Genomic DNA, 18,370 nt, shown 5'->3' with positions numbered 1-18,370 from the left:
TATGAAGTCGACTAAGCATTCATGGATGACAAGATTATGGGGCAAGCGCGACAAGGCAATTACAGGTAAACATTCACGCATGCGGCGGGTGGGACGATACAGCCTGATTGTTATTCTTGTTGTGGTTGTAGTTGGGGGGATCTGGATTGGAGGGATATTGAATCCAGAGCATCGTTTTAATAAGGCGATTCTTAACCCCTTGACGATCCCTAGCTCTAATGTGGTTACGGACAATGAAGCGATGGTGCAATCGCTCAGCACACCAGCCCCACAAGCTCAAACGGATGAGCTTACCCTTACAACGTCTACACAGACTCCAACTGCGGTGACATCTCCAACAGACAAGAAAAGCTCATCCTTTAATGTAGTGCTAATTGGAACAGACACTTGGGGCGGAGAAAGCTCGCGGGCAGATACGATCATGGTTGCCCATGTGATGCCGGATCAACGGAAGGTGAATATCGTATCTGTGCCGCGGGACACGCGGGTTTATGTGCAGAACGTCGGTTATACCAAGATCAATCATGCACATATCGTTGGTGAGACAAAGGGTGGGAATCAGCAGGGTACGCTGACACTGATTCAAGCCGTTAGTGATTTTATGAATATTCCTATTCATTACTACATCAAGACGAACTTCTCCGGTGTTCGTGATTTCATCGATTCGATCGGCGGGATCGATATGCTGATTGATCAGGATGTGACCATCACTCCGGAGATCACCATCAAGAAAGGTGAGCAGCATCTGGATGGTGCCCACACGCTTTATTTAGCAAGGGAGCGCTACTCGACTCAAGAGGGTGACTTTAGCCGCCAACGGGAGCAATTCAATATCGTTCGGGCTGTAGCCAAAAAGCTATTAAGTCCGGAACATATTTCTGATCTAGCGGGACTGCTACTGCGTGAAAAGAAAGACATTATTGATACGAGTTTTAGTGACAGTGATTTGATGAGCTTAGCTTGGCTATTCAAGGGAATGGATTCCGCGGATTTTGCTTATGAACAGATTCCTGGCCATAACAGCTCTGCTCTAGATCCGCTCGTCCGAACCAAAGTGTATTATTGGAGTGCAAATCCGGAAGAGGTAAAGTCACTTACTGAACGTCTTTTTACGGAATAAGAGAAAGGCGGGGGAAAGACTACCATGTATCGCCATATGAAGCGGGGCTTCGATTTGGTGGGAGCGATCGTTATGTTAGGTGTGTTTAGTCCGGTCATGGCTGTGGTGGCGTTGCTGCTTCGGATAAAGCTGGGAAGTCCTATTTTGTTCAAGCAGCAACGGCCGGGAATGGGAGAAAGACCCTTCTACATCTACAAGTTCCGAACCATGGCTGAAATGTATGATGCGCAGGGCCAGCCGTTATCGGATGCTCGGCGTTATATCAAATTCGGCGGATTGATTCGAAAGCTGAGTCTGGATGAGCTCCCGCAATTAGTAAATGTTGTGAAGGGAGAAATGAGTCTGATCGGACCAAGACCTTTGCTCATCCGTTACAGCCCGCATTACTCTGAACGGGAGCGGCTGCGATTTACTGTAAGACCCGGAATAACGGGATTGGCGCAGGTATCTGGACGTAATACTTCGGAGTGGAAACAGCGGCTCTCCTATGACGTTACCTATGTTGAGAAGCTGAGCTTTAGATTAGATGCGTTGATCTTATGCAAAACTGTGCTGAAGGTGATCCGCCAAGATGACGTTGTGGCCAATCCGGGTGAGCATAGTTTGCCGCTCGATGAGTACAGAATGAACCAAAAGGAGGGGTCGGCATGAATTTGCGGTTTAGTCCGCTTCAGGAAGATGATATTCACCTTGCATGCCGGCTCTTACAGAGCAACTTGCCAGAGTCGGTCTACAATCAAACCATATTCGCCTGTGGCGGTTATCCCGAATATTTGAAAGCAGCATGTAAATGCGGAAGCCATTCAGCAACACTGCTGATTGGTGCCTATTCTGAAGATCATCTTATTGGATTCGCTGAATGGCGAAGAATGGAGCAGATGCTGGTTCTGAATAACTTGAATGTGGACGCAGCTTATCGAAAAGACGGCATCGGTGGCAAGCTTATGGCCTACGGGGAGACGTTGGCCCAAAAGGATGGCATTTCGAAGCTGGCACTTGATGTATTTTCGTGGAATGAGCAAGCTCATGCTTGGTATTTGCGGCTTGGTTTTGCAGAGGAAGGCCGGACTTACTGGTATGTAAGAGATTTGGCTCCATCGATTGATAGGGATAAAGAAGCATTGGCGTACATCATAGATGATTATCCGATGGCAGAGGCACATCATCAAAAGTATGGATTCTCTTCTCTTAAGATTAGAACGAAGGAAGAGACTTCAGTTGTGGGCCGGTTAGGTGAACAGTATTATCGTATCCAACTGCAAAGTGGAGGGTGGAGTGGCTGCAATCTTTTGACAGACGTATTAATGGATTTAGACCGGGAGAAAAGGCTGCTGTTGCTTTCTTCAGATGCTTATTTGCGTGAGCGAGACCCCGGGCTAATCTTAAGCACTGAAAGTATACGTATGATCAAACTATTGGAGAATCAAGAGGTGTTGTATGAGTAACTTCATCGTGTTAGGCAGCTCTAGTTCAGCGGAATGGGATGCCTATTTGAACCAGCTAGAGACGAAGGATATCTATTTCTCCTCAGCGTTTTTTCGGCTGTTTGAGGATGGAGAGCATCAGCAGGCAGAGCTGTTTGTTTTTAAGCAGGGAGACCAGCTCATAATGTATCCTTACTTGCTTCGCTCCATAAGCCATCTTCCTGCCGTAATCCAACTGGGGCTTGAAGGCGATTGGTACGACATTAGTACACCCTATGGATACGGGGGACCGATATCGAATCTCCCTCCGGGAGCCGAACGAAGTGAGCTGTACCGGCAATTCAGTGAAACGTTCACGGATTACTGTAGAGAGAAAAAGATCATGACCGAGTTTGTAAGATTTCATCCCTTGATTGGCAACGCTACGGAATATCAAAGTGGTCTGACCACCGAATGGAATAGGAATACAATTTATATTGATTTGACTGTGGGTTCGGAGTCAGAGCTCATCCGGCATTATGGCAGCAATCATAAACGGAATATTCATAAATTAAAGTCCGCACCCTTTACGATTCGAAATTCGAATCTGAAGGATCGTATTGAGTCCTTCAGTGAATTGTATTACGGAACACTAAACGATTTACAGGCGGATTCTTTTTATTATTTTCCCAAAAAATTTATAGAAGATACTAGTCATCTACTTGAGGGGAGAGTAGAGCTATTCGAAGCTATGGATGGGGAGAAAACGGTGGCGACCAGCATCGTGTTACATGAACGACCGTGGATGCATTATCACCTATGTGGTTGGGATCGCGCCTATCTGCAGTGGTCACCTACCAAATTGCTAATACACGCAGCAGCCAAGTGGGGGATGGAAAATGGCTTTGAATGTTTTCATCTTGGCGGGGGATATATGGGGAATGACGACTTATTTCAATTCAAGCATAGATTCGCGACACAACTGGAACCCCTTGACTATTACTTAGGTAAACGAATTTTTTTCCCAGAGTTGTATGAGCGGATCATATCCTTTTGTGACACCAGAATATCAGGAAATTACTTTCCGCTCTATCGGCATCCAGATCTCGATATGATATGTATTCCATCTGAAGAAATCGGTCCAAATGGAGAAAGGAGCTTCGCATGAGCATTCGTCAAACAAGCATTCTGCCACGAATCTTGTTATCCCCGCCGCATATTAGTGGACGTGAGCAGGTCTACATGGAGGAGGCGATACACTCTGGTTGGATTGCTCCTATTGGTCCGCAAGTTGATGCGTTCGAGCGGGAGATGGCCGCCTACACAGGATCAAAGGGTGCACTAGCGTTAAGCTCTGGCACGGCGGCGATTCATCTCGCACTTCGTCTAGCCGGTGTCACACAAGGAGATTACGTGATCTGTTCAACGCTCACGTTCGTTGCTAGCGCCAATCCTATTTTATATTTGGGGGCCACCCCCGTATTTGTCGATTCAGAGCCTGAGACCTGGAACATGTGTCCGCTAGCTTTTCAGCGGGCCTGCCAAGCTTTGAATGACAAAGGACTGCTGCCAAAAGCGGCTGTTGTCGTCAATTTATACGGACAAAGCGCAGACATGGAGCCCATTGTAGAAATAGCTGACCGATATGGAATTACCTTGATTGAAGATGCTGCCGAATCACTAGGTGCTTTCTATCAAGGCAAGGCCAGCGGAACCTGGGGCCGATTCGGAATCTATTCTTTCAACGGAAATAAGATTATTACGACGTCAGGTGGGGGCATGCTCGTATCCGACGATACCGAAGCCTTAGATCAAGCGCGCTTCTGGTCTACGCAAGCCCGAGACACTGCCCCTCATTATCAACATTCCGAAATGGGATACAACTATCGGTTAAGCAACCTGTTGGCAGCCATAGGACGCGGTCAATTAGAACTGCTTGAAGAGCGAGTAGAGCGTCGCAGATCTATTGGCCGGCGATATAGGGAACGGTTAGGTTCCATACCGGGTCTTCATTTTATGCCGGAAGCGCGCAATTGTCGCAGCACGCACTGGTTGAGTGCGCTGACCATCGATGAAGAAGTGGCGGGGTTCTCTTCACAACAACTCCTGTCATGTCTGGAACAGCACAATATCGAAGCTAGACCTGTATGGAAACCGCTGCATTTACAACCCTTGTTCGAGAGCAATTACTACTATCCTTACAGTGAGGAATACAGTGTATCGGATAAATTATTTTCAACAGGTGTCTGCCTGCCTTCTGGAAGCTCTTTATCAGATGAGGATTTGGAACGTGTCGTTTATGCGATAGAGACATGTAACCAATACCGTTGATTCATCTTATTTAGCCTTCCATCCGCTGGCAGCTGATCCGCTTTCCTTCACATACAAAGTGGCTTGTGCGGTGCCATCCGTTCGCATGGCCAGACTGCCAACTGGGGCGGTTACGACTCCCTCGGGCGAACCCTCTACTATGAACACCGCGGGCAACACTGTCCCCCCAGTGAGGCGAATGGCCCGTTTGAAGTTACCGTAGGTCGAGAACCATTCAAGAAGCGAATATGGATTATACAAGGTTCCTAGTGATGTGCCTTGCATGCCGATTAGTGTTTCGAATTCTAGAATTCGCTTTACCTTCACTGCTCGGGTATCGAACACCGCTACATTATTGAGGCGCAGAGACGGTTTAGCTGCACCGTAAGAAGAGACTAGCACTACCTGATTGGTTCCGCTATTGCGGACGATCATATTGTCGACAGTAGCCATCGCGTCAGACTCCGTTGTGAATAAATGCAAGGTATTGCCCGTTAAATCCTGTGCATCTATCGTCCCCACATAAAGATCTCCTCCGTCGATTCGGACACCACTTGCTAAGGTGGAACCCGAGCCGTACATTCCTAACGAACCGATATGCAATCTTGGTTTACCTCCGGCAGCATTAAACGCTGCATAGATCGCAGGGCCCCCGATGCCATCGAACTTGGCGCTAGCGATATCAATAAATTGTGAATAGATCGTCTGTAGACCGAAGCTAGCTTTATGATCGGTGGAGCGGATAGCCAAGTGATTGATTTTCAGCGTCAGTCCATAGGACAGTAAGGCTGGACTTACCGATCCGCTTACACGCATATCTAGTGAACCGATGTCGAGTGTCCAGAGTCTAGCGATAGCATCTGTAAGCCCTGCTGATAGATCGTTACCGAAACCAATGGTAGTCAAGGAGTCGAATCGCTGATAAAAGCTGCGCGTTCCTTTAAAGACGTCGGGTTCAAGATCGAGAGAGTTAGCGCCAGTAAAACCTGGTGCGCCACCGCGGCTATTATTCAGAACCGCTCTGTTGACATGAAGCTGGTCTACAAAATGGACCACAAAGTTCTTTCGTCCAGCAGTCTCACAGCGTGCATATCCGATGTGCACATTAACGGAGGGGATTTCTTCTGTCCCCCCAATGAAGATATTATCCCCATAGCAATCGTGAGAGTACACTGACTCTATCGTTATATTTTGCGAAGAAGAAATGAACAAGCCGTGAAGCTGATCGTTGACGGCTGTTTTAACAGTCGATGCACTTCCATCAATTTCAAGGGTGCCCGCGATTGTGATATTTGAGGCATTTAAGATTACTAGAACCCTAGTGTCTGAAGGTGGGTTCGGGGCAAGCACAAGTTTGGAGCCGGCTTCAAAGCTTAAATTCGTTTTGGCTGGAATTCGAAGACACCACCAGTCGAGGATGGAGGGGTTACGCATGCGTCCCGAAGATACCTTATATACACCTGGAGGAAAGATTACTACTTTGTTTTTGGCGTTTCCCGCATTGATAGCATTTTGAATCGCTACTGTATCGTCCTTGATACCGTTTCCTACAGCGCCGTACGATCGGACGTTCACATAACCGTTAGTCTCAGGGTCTATTTTAATAGATGTGACCGCACCATCAGAAAGGATGGACGTAGTCACCGAGCTGTCTGGAATAGGGGCAGTAGCCATATACTTCACTCCTTTATCCTTTGATTTTGTATTTTATGTGAATTTTTCGGGGAATGCACGGTACAAAGATCACTCTTAGCGGGCGAAAGGAGTTTTTTATTTTGAAGGTATTGGTAACTGGGGGGTTAGGTTTTATTGGATCCCATGTGGTTGATCGTCTAATAAAAAAGGGCATAGAAACTGTGATTGTAGATAATGTATCCGGAGCCTCCGGTCTGACTTATATGAATCCTGCTGCGGTTCTGTATAAGTACGATATTCGGGATGAGACTTTGCATGAGGTGTTTAACCTTGAAAAGCCAAATGCAGTCATTCATCTGGCTGCACAGATCGACGTCAGAGAATCACAGCGGAACCCGTTATTTGATGCGAATGTGAATATTGTTGGCACGCTGAATGTACTGCGCATGTGCGAGATCCATCAGGTTCAAAAGCTAGTCTATGCCTCGTCGGCAGCGGTTTATGGGAACCCGGAATATTTGAGCATTGATGAGCAGCATCCCTTAAATCCCGAGTCCTGCTATGGTGTATCCAAAAGTGTACCAGAGTCATATATTCGGATGTTTTCCAGCTTACATGGGCTAAAATATACGATACTGCGTCTCGCTAATGTATATGGGCCTAGGCAAAGTTCACATGGGGAAGCTGGCGTTGTTTCCGTTTTTCTGGATCGCATAAAGCAAGGGAAGAATCTTGTTATCTATGGGGACGGTGAGCAGACTAGAGATTTCGTCTATGTGGAGGATGTGGCGCAAGCGTTTGTTGACGCGGTTCAGACCGAAGGCAGGGTGAATAATGAGACGATGAATATTAGCTGCGGAATACCAACCTCGATAAATACGATGGTTCGGATGTTAAGCGACATCACGGGTGGTGATTTCCTGACAACCTATGCGGAGCCCCGTCCGGGGGATATTCTCCATAGCTACTTAAACAATCAAAAAGCCCAGGAATTATTATCTTGGTTCCCTAACCATAACTTTCATACCGGGCTGAAAAAAACAATTACTGACCGCTTAAGTGTAGGAAGCGCAGTAGATCATTAAAAGCACACATTGAAAGGGGCACTCCGCATGGAACGCAAAATGAACTCGGAAATGTTCGTTCTTCGTAGTGTAGCCTGCTTAAGTATAGCCCTGCTGCATGCTCTTTATCGGGTTTATGACGATGGAAATACATCTTGGGTAGAGTCGGTGGGTTTACTGCTAACGTTTGGCACACCTGTATTCGTATTTATCTCCCAATTCGTGTTGTCATTTGCCTATCCCAATGAAATTCCAGCGAGATTTTGGGAGAAAAGAATCAAGTATATTTTATTGCCTTACTTTTTTTTCGGGACCTTGTATGCAGGACTAAAAGGATTGGAGCTGTCGAGTAGTGATGGCATTCCTTTGCTGCAGGCTTTTTGGTATTACCTCTGGCGTCATTTGCTGATTGGAGATTTCCATGGTTATTTTATACTGATTATCTTTCAGTTTTATGCTTTATTCCTCTGGTTTCAGACGTATGCGAAGCGGCTTAACCCCCGCAATGTTCTAATCGTATCGTTCCTTATTAACGTTATCTATTTGGGTTTCTTCAACTTTACTACGCCCGCAGATACGGCAGCCGCCCATTATTTCTGGGATAAAATGTACTGGATTTTCGCACCTGGTTGGATTTTTTACTTTACAGTAGCCTATTACTTGGGACGAAATGAGCTGTGGTTCCGGGAAAAATTAAAAAAGTTCCGCATAGCCGTATACACGCTCCCGGTTCTGACAGGTGCGCTAGTGCTGTTCGTGAATAGTCAAGGCTGGATAACGGCGCATAGCTCCAAAAGAATTGATATGCTTCTATTCGCCTTAAGCATGATTTTGCTGCTCTTCTCCGTGGCATCGAAAATGAAGAAAGTGCCACGTGTGCTGGAATGGAGCAGCAGATATTCTTTTGGCATATACTTGCTTCATCCTTTGCTATTGGCTATATTCGTTAAGCTTCCAGCTTCATTTGGGTTGCAAAACCTTGGACTATTTAGTGTTCTGCTGCAATTTGTCGGTTGTGTGGTAGGCTCGGCACTTATAATGAATTTAGCGAATCGAATTCCTGGCGGAGCGTTTGTATTCGGTCGGATCGGCGTTGGGATAAACCCAAGCAAACCACCGAAATCGCTGGATAAGCCGATAACTCCGAATATTGGGAATGCAAACTAGCTTGGATTTGACCGACCGCTAATCGTCTGTGTTTAGGTGATTAGTGGTCTTTTTTGTTTTTGTATTAATTGAGATTCCTTCGCTAATTACATTGCTAATTACATTTGCTATTACATCGCACTAGCAGCATCCTCTCAATTCTCATTAAAAAAGCAAAATAGTTGTAAAAAGTACAATTAAGCTCTTATGCTCGCAGCTTTAGTGCAGTTTAATTGCAAATTTTACAACTATTATTCTAGAATCCCGCCATATTGAGGCAATTGCTCGTATTTAAATGTACAGAGTGCAACTAAATCCACAAAGGCTACCTTCAAAGCGTATATAGTTGCACAAAATGCAATTAAACAAACTTCGTCGTTACCACGCATTAGCTCCACTCTTGCACATTGGCGGAAAAGTCCCAGTATAATTGTTGTATTGTGGTCAGTTCACACGAGGTCTTGTTTGTTCGGACTGTATTGCAGCTATTTTCACTTTTTAGTTCATTTTGCGATAGTTTCGGACTGTATTGCGCTTATTTCCATAAAAACACACATTATGGAAGCTACTTTGCACGAATAGCTGCATCTAAGTCCGATAATTTAGCAAAATGAATGAAATTATTAAATTAACGGCTCCTCAGTCCGATCTATAGTGAGGGGGATCTAATTAGATGAACTTCGATTATAGTCGAAGGGACCTAAATTAGTTAGTCTATAATTAGGTAGTCCCTTTATGGTTTTTTACATCCAGAGAATAATGCATCGTGCAGAATATTAGGAGGAAATGAATAGTGGAACTTGGAGTAAGCACATTTGTCGAGACCACACCTGATGTCCAAACGGGTGAGACAATAAGTCATGCAGAACGACTACGTGAAGTAGTGGAGGAAATTATACTTGCCGAAGAGGTGGGATTAGATGTATACGGAGTAGGTGAGCATCATCGGCATGATTATGCGGCGTCTTCACCTGCGGTTGTACTGGCTGCGGCTGCTTCGTTGACTACTAAGATCCGGTTGAGCAGTGCTGTAATGATTCTGTCTTCAGCCGATCCGGTGCGTGTGTTTCAGGACTTTGCAACGCTGGACGGAATTTCGAACGGACGTGCGGAGATTATGATCGGCCGGGGTTCGTTTACAGAGTCTTTTCCTCTATTCGGATATGATCTGAAGGATTACGAAGAACTGTTTAATGAGAAGCTGGAATTGTTATTAGCCATCCAAAAGTCAGAAAAAGTGACCTGGAAAGGCAAACACCGAGCAGCTATAGAAAATTTGGGGATTTACCCGCGTCCGGTTCAAGATCCTTTACCGATTTGGATCGGGAGTGCAGGAAGTCCAGAGTCTGCGATCCGCACAGGATCACTAGGTTTGCCTTTTGTTTTAGCGATTATAGGGAATGTTCTACCACTGGATTATGCGTCACATGTACAGCTTTACAAAAAAGCAGCAGCTGAAGCCGGGCATGATATTTCAAAATTTCCAATCGCTTCGCATTCACACGGGTTCATAGCGGAGACTAATCAGTTAGCGCTGGAGAAATTTTTTCCTTCAACGCATGCCCGGACCAATGTGCGGGCGAAGGAAAAAGGAACACCTCCGTACCATCGTGCAGATTATGATGCAGCGTGTAGCTTAGATGGCGCCCTTTACGTAGGTGATCCAGAAACTGTCGCTAATAAAATCATTCATCTGCGCAAGCATGTGGGAATTACGCGATTCTTTTTACATGTGCCGCACGGCACGATGCCTCATGAGGATGTTATGCAGGCGATTAGACTGCTGGGCACCGAAGTGGCCCCACGTGTGCGGGAAGAAGTAGCGCGCTGGGAAGCAAGTAACCGGTAATTTAGTAAGCTGCGTCCTTAGGACGTGGCTTTTTTTGTAAGGTATACTGAAGAAATGAATAGCGTTTTATACAGGAGGGGCAATGGAAAAAAATCATTATTTATCTCAATTCAATTTGCTTCAATCGTTAGGACTGGAAGATCTAATTGAAATGGAAGAATTAACGCGAATAACAGTAGTCCCCAAAAATACATATATCCAAACACCGTCAACCTTTTCTGAAGGGCTGTTTTTTGTGAAAAAAGGGAAGGTTCGCTTATACCAATTAAACGCAAACGGTAAGCAATTTACATCGGATATCCTCAGTGAGGGTAATGTTTTTGGTGAAATGGGTATGATTTCTTTTGGAACGAAGGAACATTATATTGAAACGATAGAGGAAAGCCATATCTGTACAATTGATCCTGCAAGGTTTGAAGAATTTATCTCTCACCGGCCTAGGTTTATGATGTCATTATTGCAAGTATTGAGCGACCGCATAAAAAGTATGAGTCAGTTAACTCAGAATCTAGCCATCGGAAATCTGCATGATAAAATATTGTGCGTTCTTTTAAAGCTAGCGGATCAGCATGGGGTTGAGCATAAGGATAATTGTTACAAAATTAATGTTCCTCTATCGCATCAAGAAATCGCTAATTTAATTGGAGCCAGCAGAGAAGCTGTAACAGTGGCATTGCAAGAATTGGTGAAAGCGGAGGTTATTCAGACAGGGTTCAGAACTATCTATATCCAGCGAGACAAGATTTTGGAAAGAAATATAACATAGCTATCGAGTTGTAAACGAGATTACAGCTTCATTTTTAGAAACAACGGTATCCTAGCTATGACATGAAGGTGATTTAAGCTTTCAAATCATAGTGAAGGGACGATTTCCATGGAACACAGGAAGGGCGCTCGAAAGGTTACTGAAATTCCCGTTGAGATTGTAGAACTGCTGAATAAAGGATATTTACAGAGCGTGAATTTAACGGAATGGCTTGCTGTGGATCATCTTGTCTTGTTGGAAAATGTACTGAATGAGCTAGGTTTTGAACTGGAAGCTAAACCAATTTTACAAAGGCTGAATGCGTTATCGGAAAAGAAAATCATGAAGCTCATCCCGGTGATTTCACGTGAGTGGCAGCTTCTATTTGACTGTAAATCAGAGCTGGAACGTTCCCGATTATTTGCTGTGTTAGCTCATCATAAATCCGATAGTATTCGCTGCTGGGCTGCTTATATCGTGGGCCAGAATCATCAATGGAGTCTAGTTCAAAAACTAACAGCAATCCGTCCTTTTGCAGCGGATGGTCATTTTGGGGTGCGTGAGATTTCATGGATGGCTTTAAGGGAATCAGTCATTGCCGAGCTGGATGCTTCCATTGAATTATTAAAGGCTTGGGTTCATGATCAGGACGCAAATATTAGGAGATTTGCGATCGAATTGACGCGCCCACATGGGGTATGGGCAAAGCATATTACAGCGCTCAAAGAAAATCCAGCGATTGGCCTTCAGCTATTAGAACCGCTTAACTCTGATCCGGCAAAATACGTTCAGGATTCTGTAAGCAATTGGTTAAATGATGCTAGCAAAAGCCATCCGGCATGGGTACAGCAAATTTGTGATGAATGGTTGAACCTATCAGGTACCAAGGAAACAAAGCGGATTGTAATCCGGGCTACAAGAAGTATTACTGATCAAAAATAAAATAAGTGCATCACTTAAGACTGGATAATCAAACGTCAAACACTATGGGCTAATAAGTGTTGGCGTTTTTTTGTTGTGGAGTTAACTTGGATAATTCAAGAGAAAGACTCCTTCGTGTTTATTATTTAAACCAAAATTCATGAAAATATTTATATTGTTAATCCTCAGGTCATCTGTTATACTCAGAAACACCAAATGTTATAAAAACTAACACTAATTATAGGGATGGAGGATTTTCGTATGAAAAAACAAATAATTCGTAATGTAGGTGTCACGTTATCCCTGTTTTTAGGGGTGAACTCGTTATCGAGTGTTATGTATGCTAACACATCGAACGATGCGTATAAACCCAAAACCCATGTACTGAAGGCGAATTCGGAAACTGTTCGATGGGGGAATATAGGTAAGGGAGATCCAGCTCTAACTGTGCATTCGGGAGACATCGTAACGGTTGAGGCCATTACACATCACTCAGGGGATGATTACGAGCGGATGATTAAAGGAGATGCGGGAGTAGAGGATATTTTCCACTGGATTGAAGGGGAGAAGAACGAAGCGCTCCGCGGGCCAGGCGTACACATTATGACAGGTCCTATCGCTGTTGAAGGTGCTGAACCAGGAGATGTGCTGGAAGTTAAGATTCTGGACATGAAGCTGAGACCAAATGGGAATGACCAATACGCTGGCAAAACATATGGCGTGAATGCCGCAGCGAACTGGGGCTATCTATACGGAGATATGGTAGAGGAGCCGAAAAAGCGTGAGGTAGTAACTATCTACGAGATGGATACGGAGGGTGGAACAGATTATGCAACAGCTGTATATAACTACAAATGGTCTGTGCAAACCGATCCAGATGGTCAAGTGCACCCGACAATTGACTACCCGGGTGTTATCGTTGACCATAATACGATTGATAAGAACTTCGATGTGCTAAAAGGCGTGAAAATTCCGGTACGTCTCCACTTTGGTACAATGGGTGTGGCGCCGAAAGAAGCGGATGTTGTTGACTCCGTTCCACCTTCTTACAACGGCGGTAACGTAGATGATTGGCGGATTACCGAAGGTGCAACGATGTATTATCCAGTATCCGTAGCTGGTGCACTTCTGTCGATCGGTGACCCGCATGCCGGTCAAGGTGATTCGGAGATTAACGGAACTGCGATCGAGACATCGGTCACTGGGGATATACAAGTCATTCTTCATAAAAAAGCATCGCTTAACAACAAGCTGAAAGGTTTAAACTTCCCATTACTTGAAAATGAGAACGAGTGGGTTGTACATGGATTCAGCTACGCCAATTATTTGGAGGAGCTGGGGGCTAGTGCTCAGACGGATATCTTCAAAAACTCGTCCATCGACAAAGCGATGAAGGATGCCGCTCATAAAACAAAAGATTTTTTAATGGCTGGAATGGAATTGAGCGAAGATGAGGCGTACTCTCTGATGTCTGTGTCAGCTGATTTTGGAATTACACAAGTGGTGGATGGAAACTGGGGCGTACACGCCTTAATTGATAAAGGTCAATTCGGCGATTCCGAGCGCAAGCCCGTGGTTTTACGGAGCAGCTTTGAGAACTTTGGAGCAAAGGTTGGCTGGCAGCCAGCCACTAAGACAGTTACGCTAAGCTACAATGGCAATGTTCTGGAGATGAAGGTTGGAGCGACAACGGGGATTTACAACGGAGAGACAGTGAAGCTTGTAGCCCCAATAAGTGTTGTGAACGGGAAGATCGTGGTCAGCGAATATTTCGTGAACTTTTATAAAGCTAAGCTGGCTAAGACAGAGTAGGACGAAATAGCAATTATTCGATAATCCTAAAAAAATCCAAATGAGAAAAGAACCGTCTTTATAGGCGGTTCTTTTTCTTATATATTCAATCCGTCCTGATTTTTGTGGCGTTTTAATAAGATTTGGTTTTCTACACGTACCAGTCCATCCAGACAGTAGATTGATTCATGCATAAACCGTTCCATCTCTTCAAGATTCTCTACCAAGATGTGAATATGCAGAATACATGGTCCCGTCATTTCGTATAATACAGCTACGCGTTCGTTTTCCTTTAATACATCGACGATATGATTTAAATGAGCAGGTTCTACTTCCAGTTCCAGGTAGGCGGAGATTTTCTTTCCTAGCTTTTCAGCACTGATGACAATCGAGAACTGTTCAATAATCCCTTGATTGACTAGCCGATCAATACGATCTTTCACCGCGACACTTGATAAACTGACTTCTTTAGCTAGATCAGTATAGGAAATTCTGCTGTTTTGGGCCAGCCGCATCAAAATATGGTTATCGATAGGATCTAGCATGCGGATTCGTTCACCTCTTTTTTCGTAATTGTATCAGAAAAAAAGTGGAAATGCCTAGTAGCGCTTTACAGTAGAAGTGTGTGACGGCATTCTCTCCTGAAGATAGTTGACATAAAAGAATTATTTCACTATACTGGCTGTAATCTTATATACGATATACGTTGAAGGAGCCCAGTAGTAACTTAGTCCCTGTTTCAGAAAGCCGGGGGTTGATGAAACCCGGTACACACTAAGCTTGCGAATTACACTTTGGAGTATCTCGGGTAATACCGAGCGGAATGGCGAACGATATCTCGTCAAGAGTGGTATCAATGGTATGCTTGAGCATAAGCGTTTCATGGGTGCAATCTGGGTGGTAACACGGTTATTCAATCGTCCCTATGTCTACAATAGACAAGGGGACGATTTTTTTTGTTTTTGAATATAAGGATTTATAGGGTTCACTTCATCAATACTCCTTATATTTCTCGCTGAAACGTTCCCGTCCTAATCAGGAGGGCGAACCGTTTCCGCTTGGCGGACTGATGTTTCATTTATAGGATAACTACTAATTTTGAGGGGTGTAAGGCAATGAATATTATCGACGAACTAGAATGGCGCGATGCCATCAATCAACAAACAGATGCCGAAGGGCTAAGAGAACTGACCAATCAAAAATCGGTATCCCTGTACTGCGGTGTAGATCCAACAGGTGACAGTATGCATATTGGCCACTTGATTCCATTCATGGTGCTCAAAAGATTTCAACTGGCAGGACATCGTCCAGTGATTCTTATTGGTGGGGCTACGGGAACGATTGGTGATCCAAGTGGACGTCAATCTGAACGCTCTTTGCAAACGCTGGAGCAAATCCAAGCCAACGTTGACGCACTTACAGCACAGATGAAAAAACTGTTCGTGACTGATGGCGACAATCAAATCCGCATGGTGAACAACTACGATTGGACGCATAAAATCAATGTTATCGAATTTTTGCGTGACTATGGTAAAAACTTCAGCATCAATTCGATGCTTGCCAAGGATGTTGTAGCGAGCAGATTGGACAGCGGAATTTCCTTTACGGAATTCTCCTACCAAATCCTGCAATCCCTGGACTACCTGCACCTGTTCCAGCATGAAGATGTGCAGCTGCAAATCGGTGGTTCTGACCAATGGGGGAACATCACAAGTGGCTTAGATCTGATTCGTAAAAAAGAAGGTTCTGAGGCGGTAGCATTCGGACTTACCATCCCGCTTATGCTGAAAGCCGATGGTACAAAATTCGGTAAAACAGCTGGCGGAGCCATTTGGCTGGATCCGAACAAAACGACAGCTTTTGAATTCTACCAGTTCTGGGCGAATACAGATGACCGTGATGTTGTGAAATACCTGAAGTACTTTACATTCCTCTCTAAAGAACAAATTGATGCACTTGCAGAAAAGGTGCAGACCGAACCGCATAAACGTGAAGCGCAAATAACACTGGCTGAAGAAATGACCAGATTCGTGCATGGTGAGGAATTGCTGGAGCAGGCTAAACGTATTACTGCCGCTCTGTTCAGTGGAGATATTAAATCTCTGACCGCTGACGAGATCGAGCAAGGCTTCAAGGAAATGCCGACCTACGAAACGACATTGGAGTCCAAAAATATCGTGGAGTGGCTGGTAGATCTAGGAATTGAGCCATCCAAACGTCAAGCGCGTGAGGACATCACCAAAGGCGCAATTTCCATGAATGGCGAAAAAGTTAGCGATGTAGCATTTGAAGTTACAGCCAGCGAAGCCATCGGCGGACGTTTTATCATTATCCGTAAAGGTAAGAAAAACTACAGCCTGGTGAAATTGTCCTAATAATAAGAAGCCTTCCTTATGAATAAGGAAGGTTTTTTGTTGTATTTTAAGTATAGAGGCCGACTATTTGCATATTAAGTGAAATTTGAAAGGTGAAATCGTCAAAATTATGGTAAGCTTAGGATTCGTGTGATTTATGGATTAACATGATATTCTACAACTATAACAGAAAATTAGGAGTGGTAATTTGAGAAGACAAAAACCAATGACCATGGAAGAATTAATGAATGAGTTACAAGGACAGAAAACGTATCAAGAAGATCCCAATCACATCTCTTTCGAGAAATTGTTTAATGAAGCGTTTATGAGTAAGTATTCCAATTACAAAAGTTTCGATGAGTTTGTAACCAAAGGGAACTTTCAAGTAAAGACAGAAGAAGATGTTGCTGACATACCTGATGAACTGTTTGATCGTCATGTTGTTAGGGAGACGAAGTTTGCGGATTGGAAATCCATGTTGGAAACAGCAAATAGAGAATACGTCCGTAATTAATAAGACTAGTCTCTAACTACCGTTAGACTCATCCACAAAGAAACTGCACACCCTTATTGCTTTGTCCCAACGGACAATGGGGAGTGCAGTTTTTTTGTGCCCAGTTATTTGACCAGCTATGATGTTTTACTCATCGTTGACTCGCAGATCTATGATTTAATTGAACAAATAGGAATTAGGTTTTACAAAGATAGTATTACATAGGAGGGGCAGAATCGTATGACTGCATGTATACAAACCTCTAAGCAGGAGACCCTTCATGTCATGTGGAAAACCGTCTCAGAGGATTGTAATCTAGCCTGTGATTATTGCTATTACAGTACTGCCGGGGGACATCCTCAGCAACCGATCCGAGTGATGGATACGGAGCTTCTGGAGCGGTTTATCGCTCAGTACATGAAAAGATCATCAGGGATAGCGACTTTCTCTTGGCAGGGTGGGGAGCCATTATTGGCCGGACTTCCGTATTTTGAACAAGTGATTTCATTTCAAGCTAAGTACGCTCCGCCTCATACGATGATCAGTAATGCACTGCAGACCAATGGAACGCTTATCCATGAGAAATGGGCGAAATTTTTTAAACGGTATAACTTTTTGGTCGGGATTAGTCTGGATGGCCCAGAGCCTATTCATGATGCTCATCGTGTAACGGGTTCGGGGAAAGGCAGTTATGATCTAGTTATGCGTGGGATTCGTCATTTACAGAATGAGGGTGTGGAGTATAGTATTCTGACGGTGATTCATGAAGATAACGTGACGAAACCAGATGAGTTGATGGCATTATATCTAGAACACGAATTTCCTAATATTCAGTTTATCCCCTGCATGGATTTTGTTTCTCAGAAAAGTGAAGTAGCGGGACGTTTCCGAATTACACCTGAACAATACGGAGTCTTTTTATGCCGTACATTTGACCTTTGGTACAACGGTGGGTACCCAGAGCTTCCTATTCGTATTTTTGAGAATATGCTTCTTGTATTCATGCATCGTGAGGCAGAGTTATGCGTTCACAACTCATGTTGCCCGAAGATGATGGTGCTTGAAACGAACGGGGATGCCTACCCTTGCGATTTCTTTATTGATGAAGAGCATAGGCTAGGAAATATCGGCCAAACTGACTTGGAAGCACTGCTAAACAGCCCAGTATATGATGATTTTTTGTTAATGAAGCCCAATATGAATGAATCATGCTATAAGTGTGAGTACCTTAGCTTTTGCAATGGGGGATGTCCGCGCAACCGGAATTGGCTTGATGTTAATGATCGGACTGAGGTTGATTATTTCTGCCATAGCTATAAAATATTCTACTCATACGCCTATGAACGCATGCTATTACTGGCGAACCGACTTAGATCGGAGCGGATGCTGGAGTACAGGAAAAGTGCAAAACCACTTCCGGGTCGAAATGATCCATGTTTCTGCGGAAGCGGGAAGAAATTCAAAAATTGCTGTCAGGCATTATAGCTTTGACTAGATAAGGTTGTCCCAACAGTCATGCAAAGGATTGGGAACAACCTT

16 protein-coding genes are annotated in these 18,370 nt (G+C 44.3%); 14 read left to right on the top strand and 2 right to left on the bottom strand.

Annotated elements, in window-relative coordinates; translation table 11 throughout:
• Position 1 precedes the first annotated feature (1 nt).
• The 5 genes from NST94_RS17360 to NST94_RS17340 are packed head-to-tail and all read left to right on the top strand — an operon-like array spanning position 2 to position 4,854.
• The gene (locus NST94_RS17360) at positions 2–1,120 is read left to right on the top strand and encodes an LCP family protein (RefSeq protein ID WP_339281122.1); all 1,119 of its coding nucleotides are present in this window, start codon (positions 2–4) and stop codon (positions 1,118–1,120) included.
• A 24-nt stretch (positions 1,121–1,144) separates the two neighbouring features.
• Complete coding sequence (locus NST94_RS17355) at positions 1,145–1,771, top strand: sugar transferase (RefSeq protein ID WP_076129746.1); 627 nt, start codon at positions 1,145–1,147, stop codon at positions 1,769–1,771.
• A complete protein-coding gene (locus NST94_RS17350; RefSeq protein ID WP_076303328.1) occupies positions 1,768–2,565 on the top strand; it encodes a GNAT family N-acetyltransferase in 798 nt (265 codons plus the stop codon). The genes NST94_RS17355 and NST94_RS17350 overlap by 4 nt, the downstream gene beginning before the upstream one ends.
• Entirely contained in the window at positions 2,558–3,691 is a 1,134-nt protein-coding gene (locus tag NST94_RS17345) for a GNAT family N-acetyltransferase (protein ID WP_076303327.1), read from the top strand. Before NST94_RS17350 ends, NST94_RS17345 begins: the two co-directional genes overlap by 8 nt.
• Positions 3,688–4,854, top strand: a complete 1,167-nt coding sequence (locus NST94_RS17340) for a DegT/DnrJ/EryC1/StrS family aminotransferase (protein ID WP_076303326.1) — start codon at positions 3,688–3,690, stop codon at positions 4,852–4,854. Before NST94_RS17345 ends, NST94_RS17340 begins: the two co-directional genes overlap by 4 nt.
• 6 nt (positions 4,855–4,860) lie before the next feature.
• Here the strand turns inward: NST94_RS17340 and NST94_RS17335 are convergent, their stop codons facing one another.
• Entirely contained in the window at positions 4,861–6,507 is a 1,647-nt protein-coding gene (locus NST94_RS17335) for a glycosyl hydrolase family 28-related protein (RefSeq protein WP_076303325.1), read from the bottom strand.
• A 101-nt stretch (positions 6,508–6,608) separates the two neighbouring features.
• Between NST94_RS17335 and NST94_RS17330 the strand changes: the two genes are divergently transcribed.
• From NST94_RS17330 to NST94_RS17305, 6 genes are all read left to right on the top strand, one after another.
• Positions 6,609–7,553, top strand: a complete 945-nt coding sequence (locus NST94_RS17330; protein ID WP_076303324.1) for an NAD-dependent epimerase/dehydratase family protein — start codon at positions 6,609–6,611, stop codon at positions 7,551–7,553.
• Between the two features lie 27 nt (positions 7,554–7,580).
• Entirely contained in the window at positions 7,581–8,699 is a 1,119-nt protein-coding gene (locus NST94_RS17325) for an acyltransferase family protein (RefSeq protein ID WP_076214702.1), read from the top strand.
• A gap of 772 nt (positions 8,700–9,471) precedes the next feature.
• Complete coding sequence (locus tag NST94_RS17320; RefSeq protein WP_339281121.1) at positions 9,472–10,527, top strand: LLM class flavin-dependent oxidoreductase; 1,056 nt, start codon at positions 9,472–9,474, stop codon at positions 10,525–10,527.
• A gap of 82 nt (positions 10,528–10,609) precedes the next feature.
• Positions 10,610–11,293 carry a Crp/Fnr family transcriptional regulator gene (locus NST94_RS17315; RefSeq protein ID WP_076129738.1) on the top strand — a complete coding sequence of 228 codons (684 nt, stop codon included), beginning with the start codon at positions 10,610–10,612 and terminating at the stop codon, positions 11,291–11,293.
• A gap of 108 nt (positions 11,294–11,401) precedes the next feature.
• Complete coding sequence (locus NST94_RS17310; RefSeq protein WP_076303323.1) at positions 11,402–12,214, top strand: DNA alkylation repair protein; 813 nt, start codon at positions 11,402–11,404, stop codon at positions 12,212–12,214.
• A 240-nt stretch (positions 12,215–12,454) separates the two neighbouring features.
• The gene (locus tag NST94_RS17305; protein WP_076303322.1) at positions 12,455–14,005 is read left to right on the top strand and encodes an acetamidase/formamidase family protein; all 1,551 of its coding nucleotides are present in this window, start codon (positions 12,455–12,457) and stop codon (positions 14,003–14,005) included.
• Positions 14,006–14,082: 77 nt separating this feature from the next.
• Here the strand turns inward: NST94_RS17305 and NST94_RS17300 are convergent, their stop codons facing one another.
• The gene (locus NST94_RS17300) at positions 14,083–14,529 is read right to left on the bottom strand and encodes an Lrp/AsnC family transcriptional regulator (protein WP_038571749.1); all 447 of its coding nucleotides are present in this window, start codon (positions 14,527–14,529) and stop codon (positions 14,083–14,085) included.
• A 570-nt stretch (positions 14,530–15,099) separates the two neighbouring features.
• On the opposite strand from NST94_RS17300, the gene tyrS reads away from it, so the two are divergent.
• The 3 genes from tyrS (at position 15,100) to NST94_RS17285 (ending at position 18,316) form a co-directional block, all read left to right on the top strand.
• Positions 15,100–16,359, top strand: a complete 1,260-nt coding sequence (tyrS, locus tag NST94_RS17295; protein WP_076129736.1) for a tyrosine--tRNA ligase — start codon at positions 15,100–15,102, stop codon at positions 16,357–16,359.
• 205 nt (positions 16,360–16,564) lie between these two features.
• Positions 16,565–16,852 (top strand): hypothetical protein, encoded by a 288-nt coding sequence (locus NST94_RS17290; protein ID WP_036688213.1) that lies wholly within the window; start codon positions 16,565–16,567, stop codon positions 16,850–16,852.
• A 219-nt stretch (positions 16,853–17,071) separates the two neighbouring features.
• On the top strand, positions 17,072–18,316 hold the full coding sequence (locus tag NST94_RS17285) for an anaerobic sulfatase maturase (protein WP_076303321.1): 1,245 nt from the start codon (positions 17,072–17,074) through the stop codon (positions 18,314–18,316).
• The last annotated feature ends 54 nt before the right edge of the window (positions 18,317–18,370 follow it).

Source organism: Paenibacillus sp. FSL H8-0282, assembly GCF_037963825.1.
GTDB lineage: Bacteria > Bacillota > Bacilli > Paenibacillales > Paenibacillaceae > Paenibacillus_AQ > Paenibacillus_AQ odorifer.
Note: the sequence above shows the minus strand (reverse complement) of the source record. Positions and strands in the feature narration are given on the sequence as shown.

Excerpts from the sequence above, each read along its gene's own strand:
- NST94_RS17360 (WP_339281122.1), top strand. The coding sequence starts at position 2 with ATGAAGTCGACTAAGCATTCATGGATGACAAGATTATGGGGCAAGCGC.
- NST94_RS17355 (WP_076129746.1), top strand. The coding sequence starts at position 1,145 with ATGTATCGCCATATGAAGCGGGGCTTCGATTTGGTGGGAGCGATCGTT.
- NST94_RS17350 (WP_076303328.1), top strand. The coding sequence starts at position 1,768 with ATGAATTTGCGGTTTAGTCCGCTTCAGGAAGATGATATTCACCTTGCA.
- NST94_RS17345 (WP_076303327.1), top strand. The coding sequence starts at position 2,558 with ATGAGTAACTTCATCGTGTTAGGCAGCTCTAGTTCAGCGGAATGGGAT.
- NST94_RS17340 (WP_076303326.1), top strand. The coding sequence starts at position 3,688 with ATGAGCATTCGTCAAACAAGCATTCTGCCACGAATCTTGTTATCCCCG.
- NST94_RS17335 (WP_076303325.1), bottom strand. The coding sequence starts at position 6,507 with ATGGCTACTGCCCCTATTCCAGACAGCTCGGTGACTACGTCCATCCTT.
- NST94_RS17325 (WP_076214702.1), top strand. The coding sequence starts at position 7,581 with ATGGAACGCAAAATGAACTCGGAAATGTTCGTTCTTCGTAGTGTAGCC.
- NST94_RS17315 (WP_076129738.1), top strand. The coding sequence starts at position 10,610 with ATGGAAAAAAATCATTATTTATCTCAATTCAATTTGCTTCAATCGTTA.
- NST94_RS17310 (WP_076303323.1), top strand. The coding sequence starts at position 11,402 with ATGGAACACAGGAAGGGCGCTCGAAAGGTTACTGAAATTCCCGTTGAG.
- NST94_RS17305 (WP_076303322.1), top strand. The coding sequence starts at position 12,455 with ATGAAAAAACAAATAATTCGTAATGTAGGTGTCACGTTATCCCTGTTT.
- NST94_RS17300 (WP_038571749.1), bottom strand. The coding sequence starts at position 14,529 with ATGCTAGATCCTATCGATAACCATATTTTGATGCGGCTGGCCCAAAAC.
- tyrS (WP_076129736.1), top strand. The coding sequence starts at position 15,100 with ATGAATATTATCGACGAACTAGAATGGCGCGATGCCATCAATCAACAA.
- NST94_RS17290 (WP_036688213.1), top strand. The coding sequence starts at position 16,565 with ATGACCATGGAAGAATTAATGAATGAGTTACAAGGACAGAAAACGTAT.
- NST94_RS17285 (WP_076303321.1), top strand. The coding sequence starts at position 17,072 with ATGACTGCATGTATACAAACCTCTAAGCAGGAGACCCTTCATGTCATG.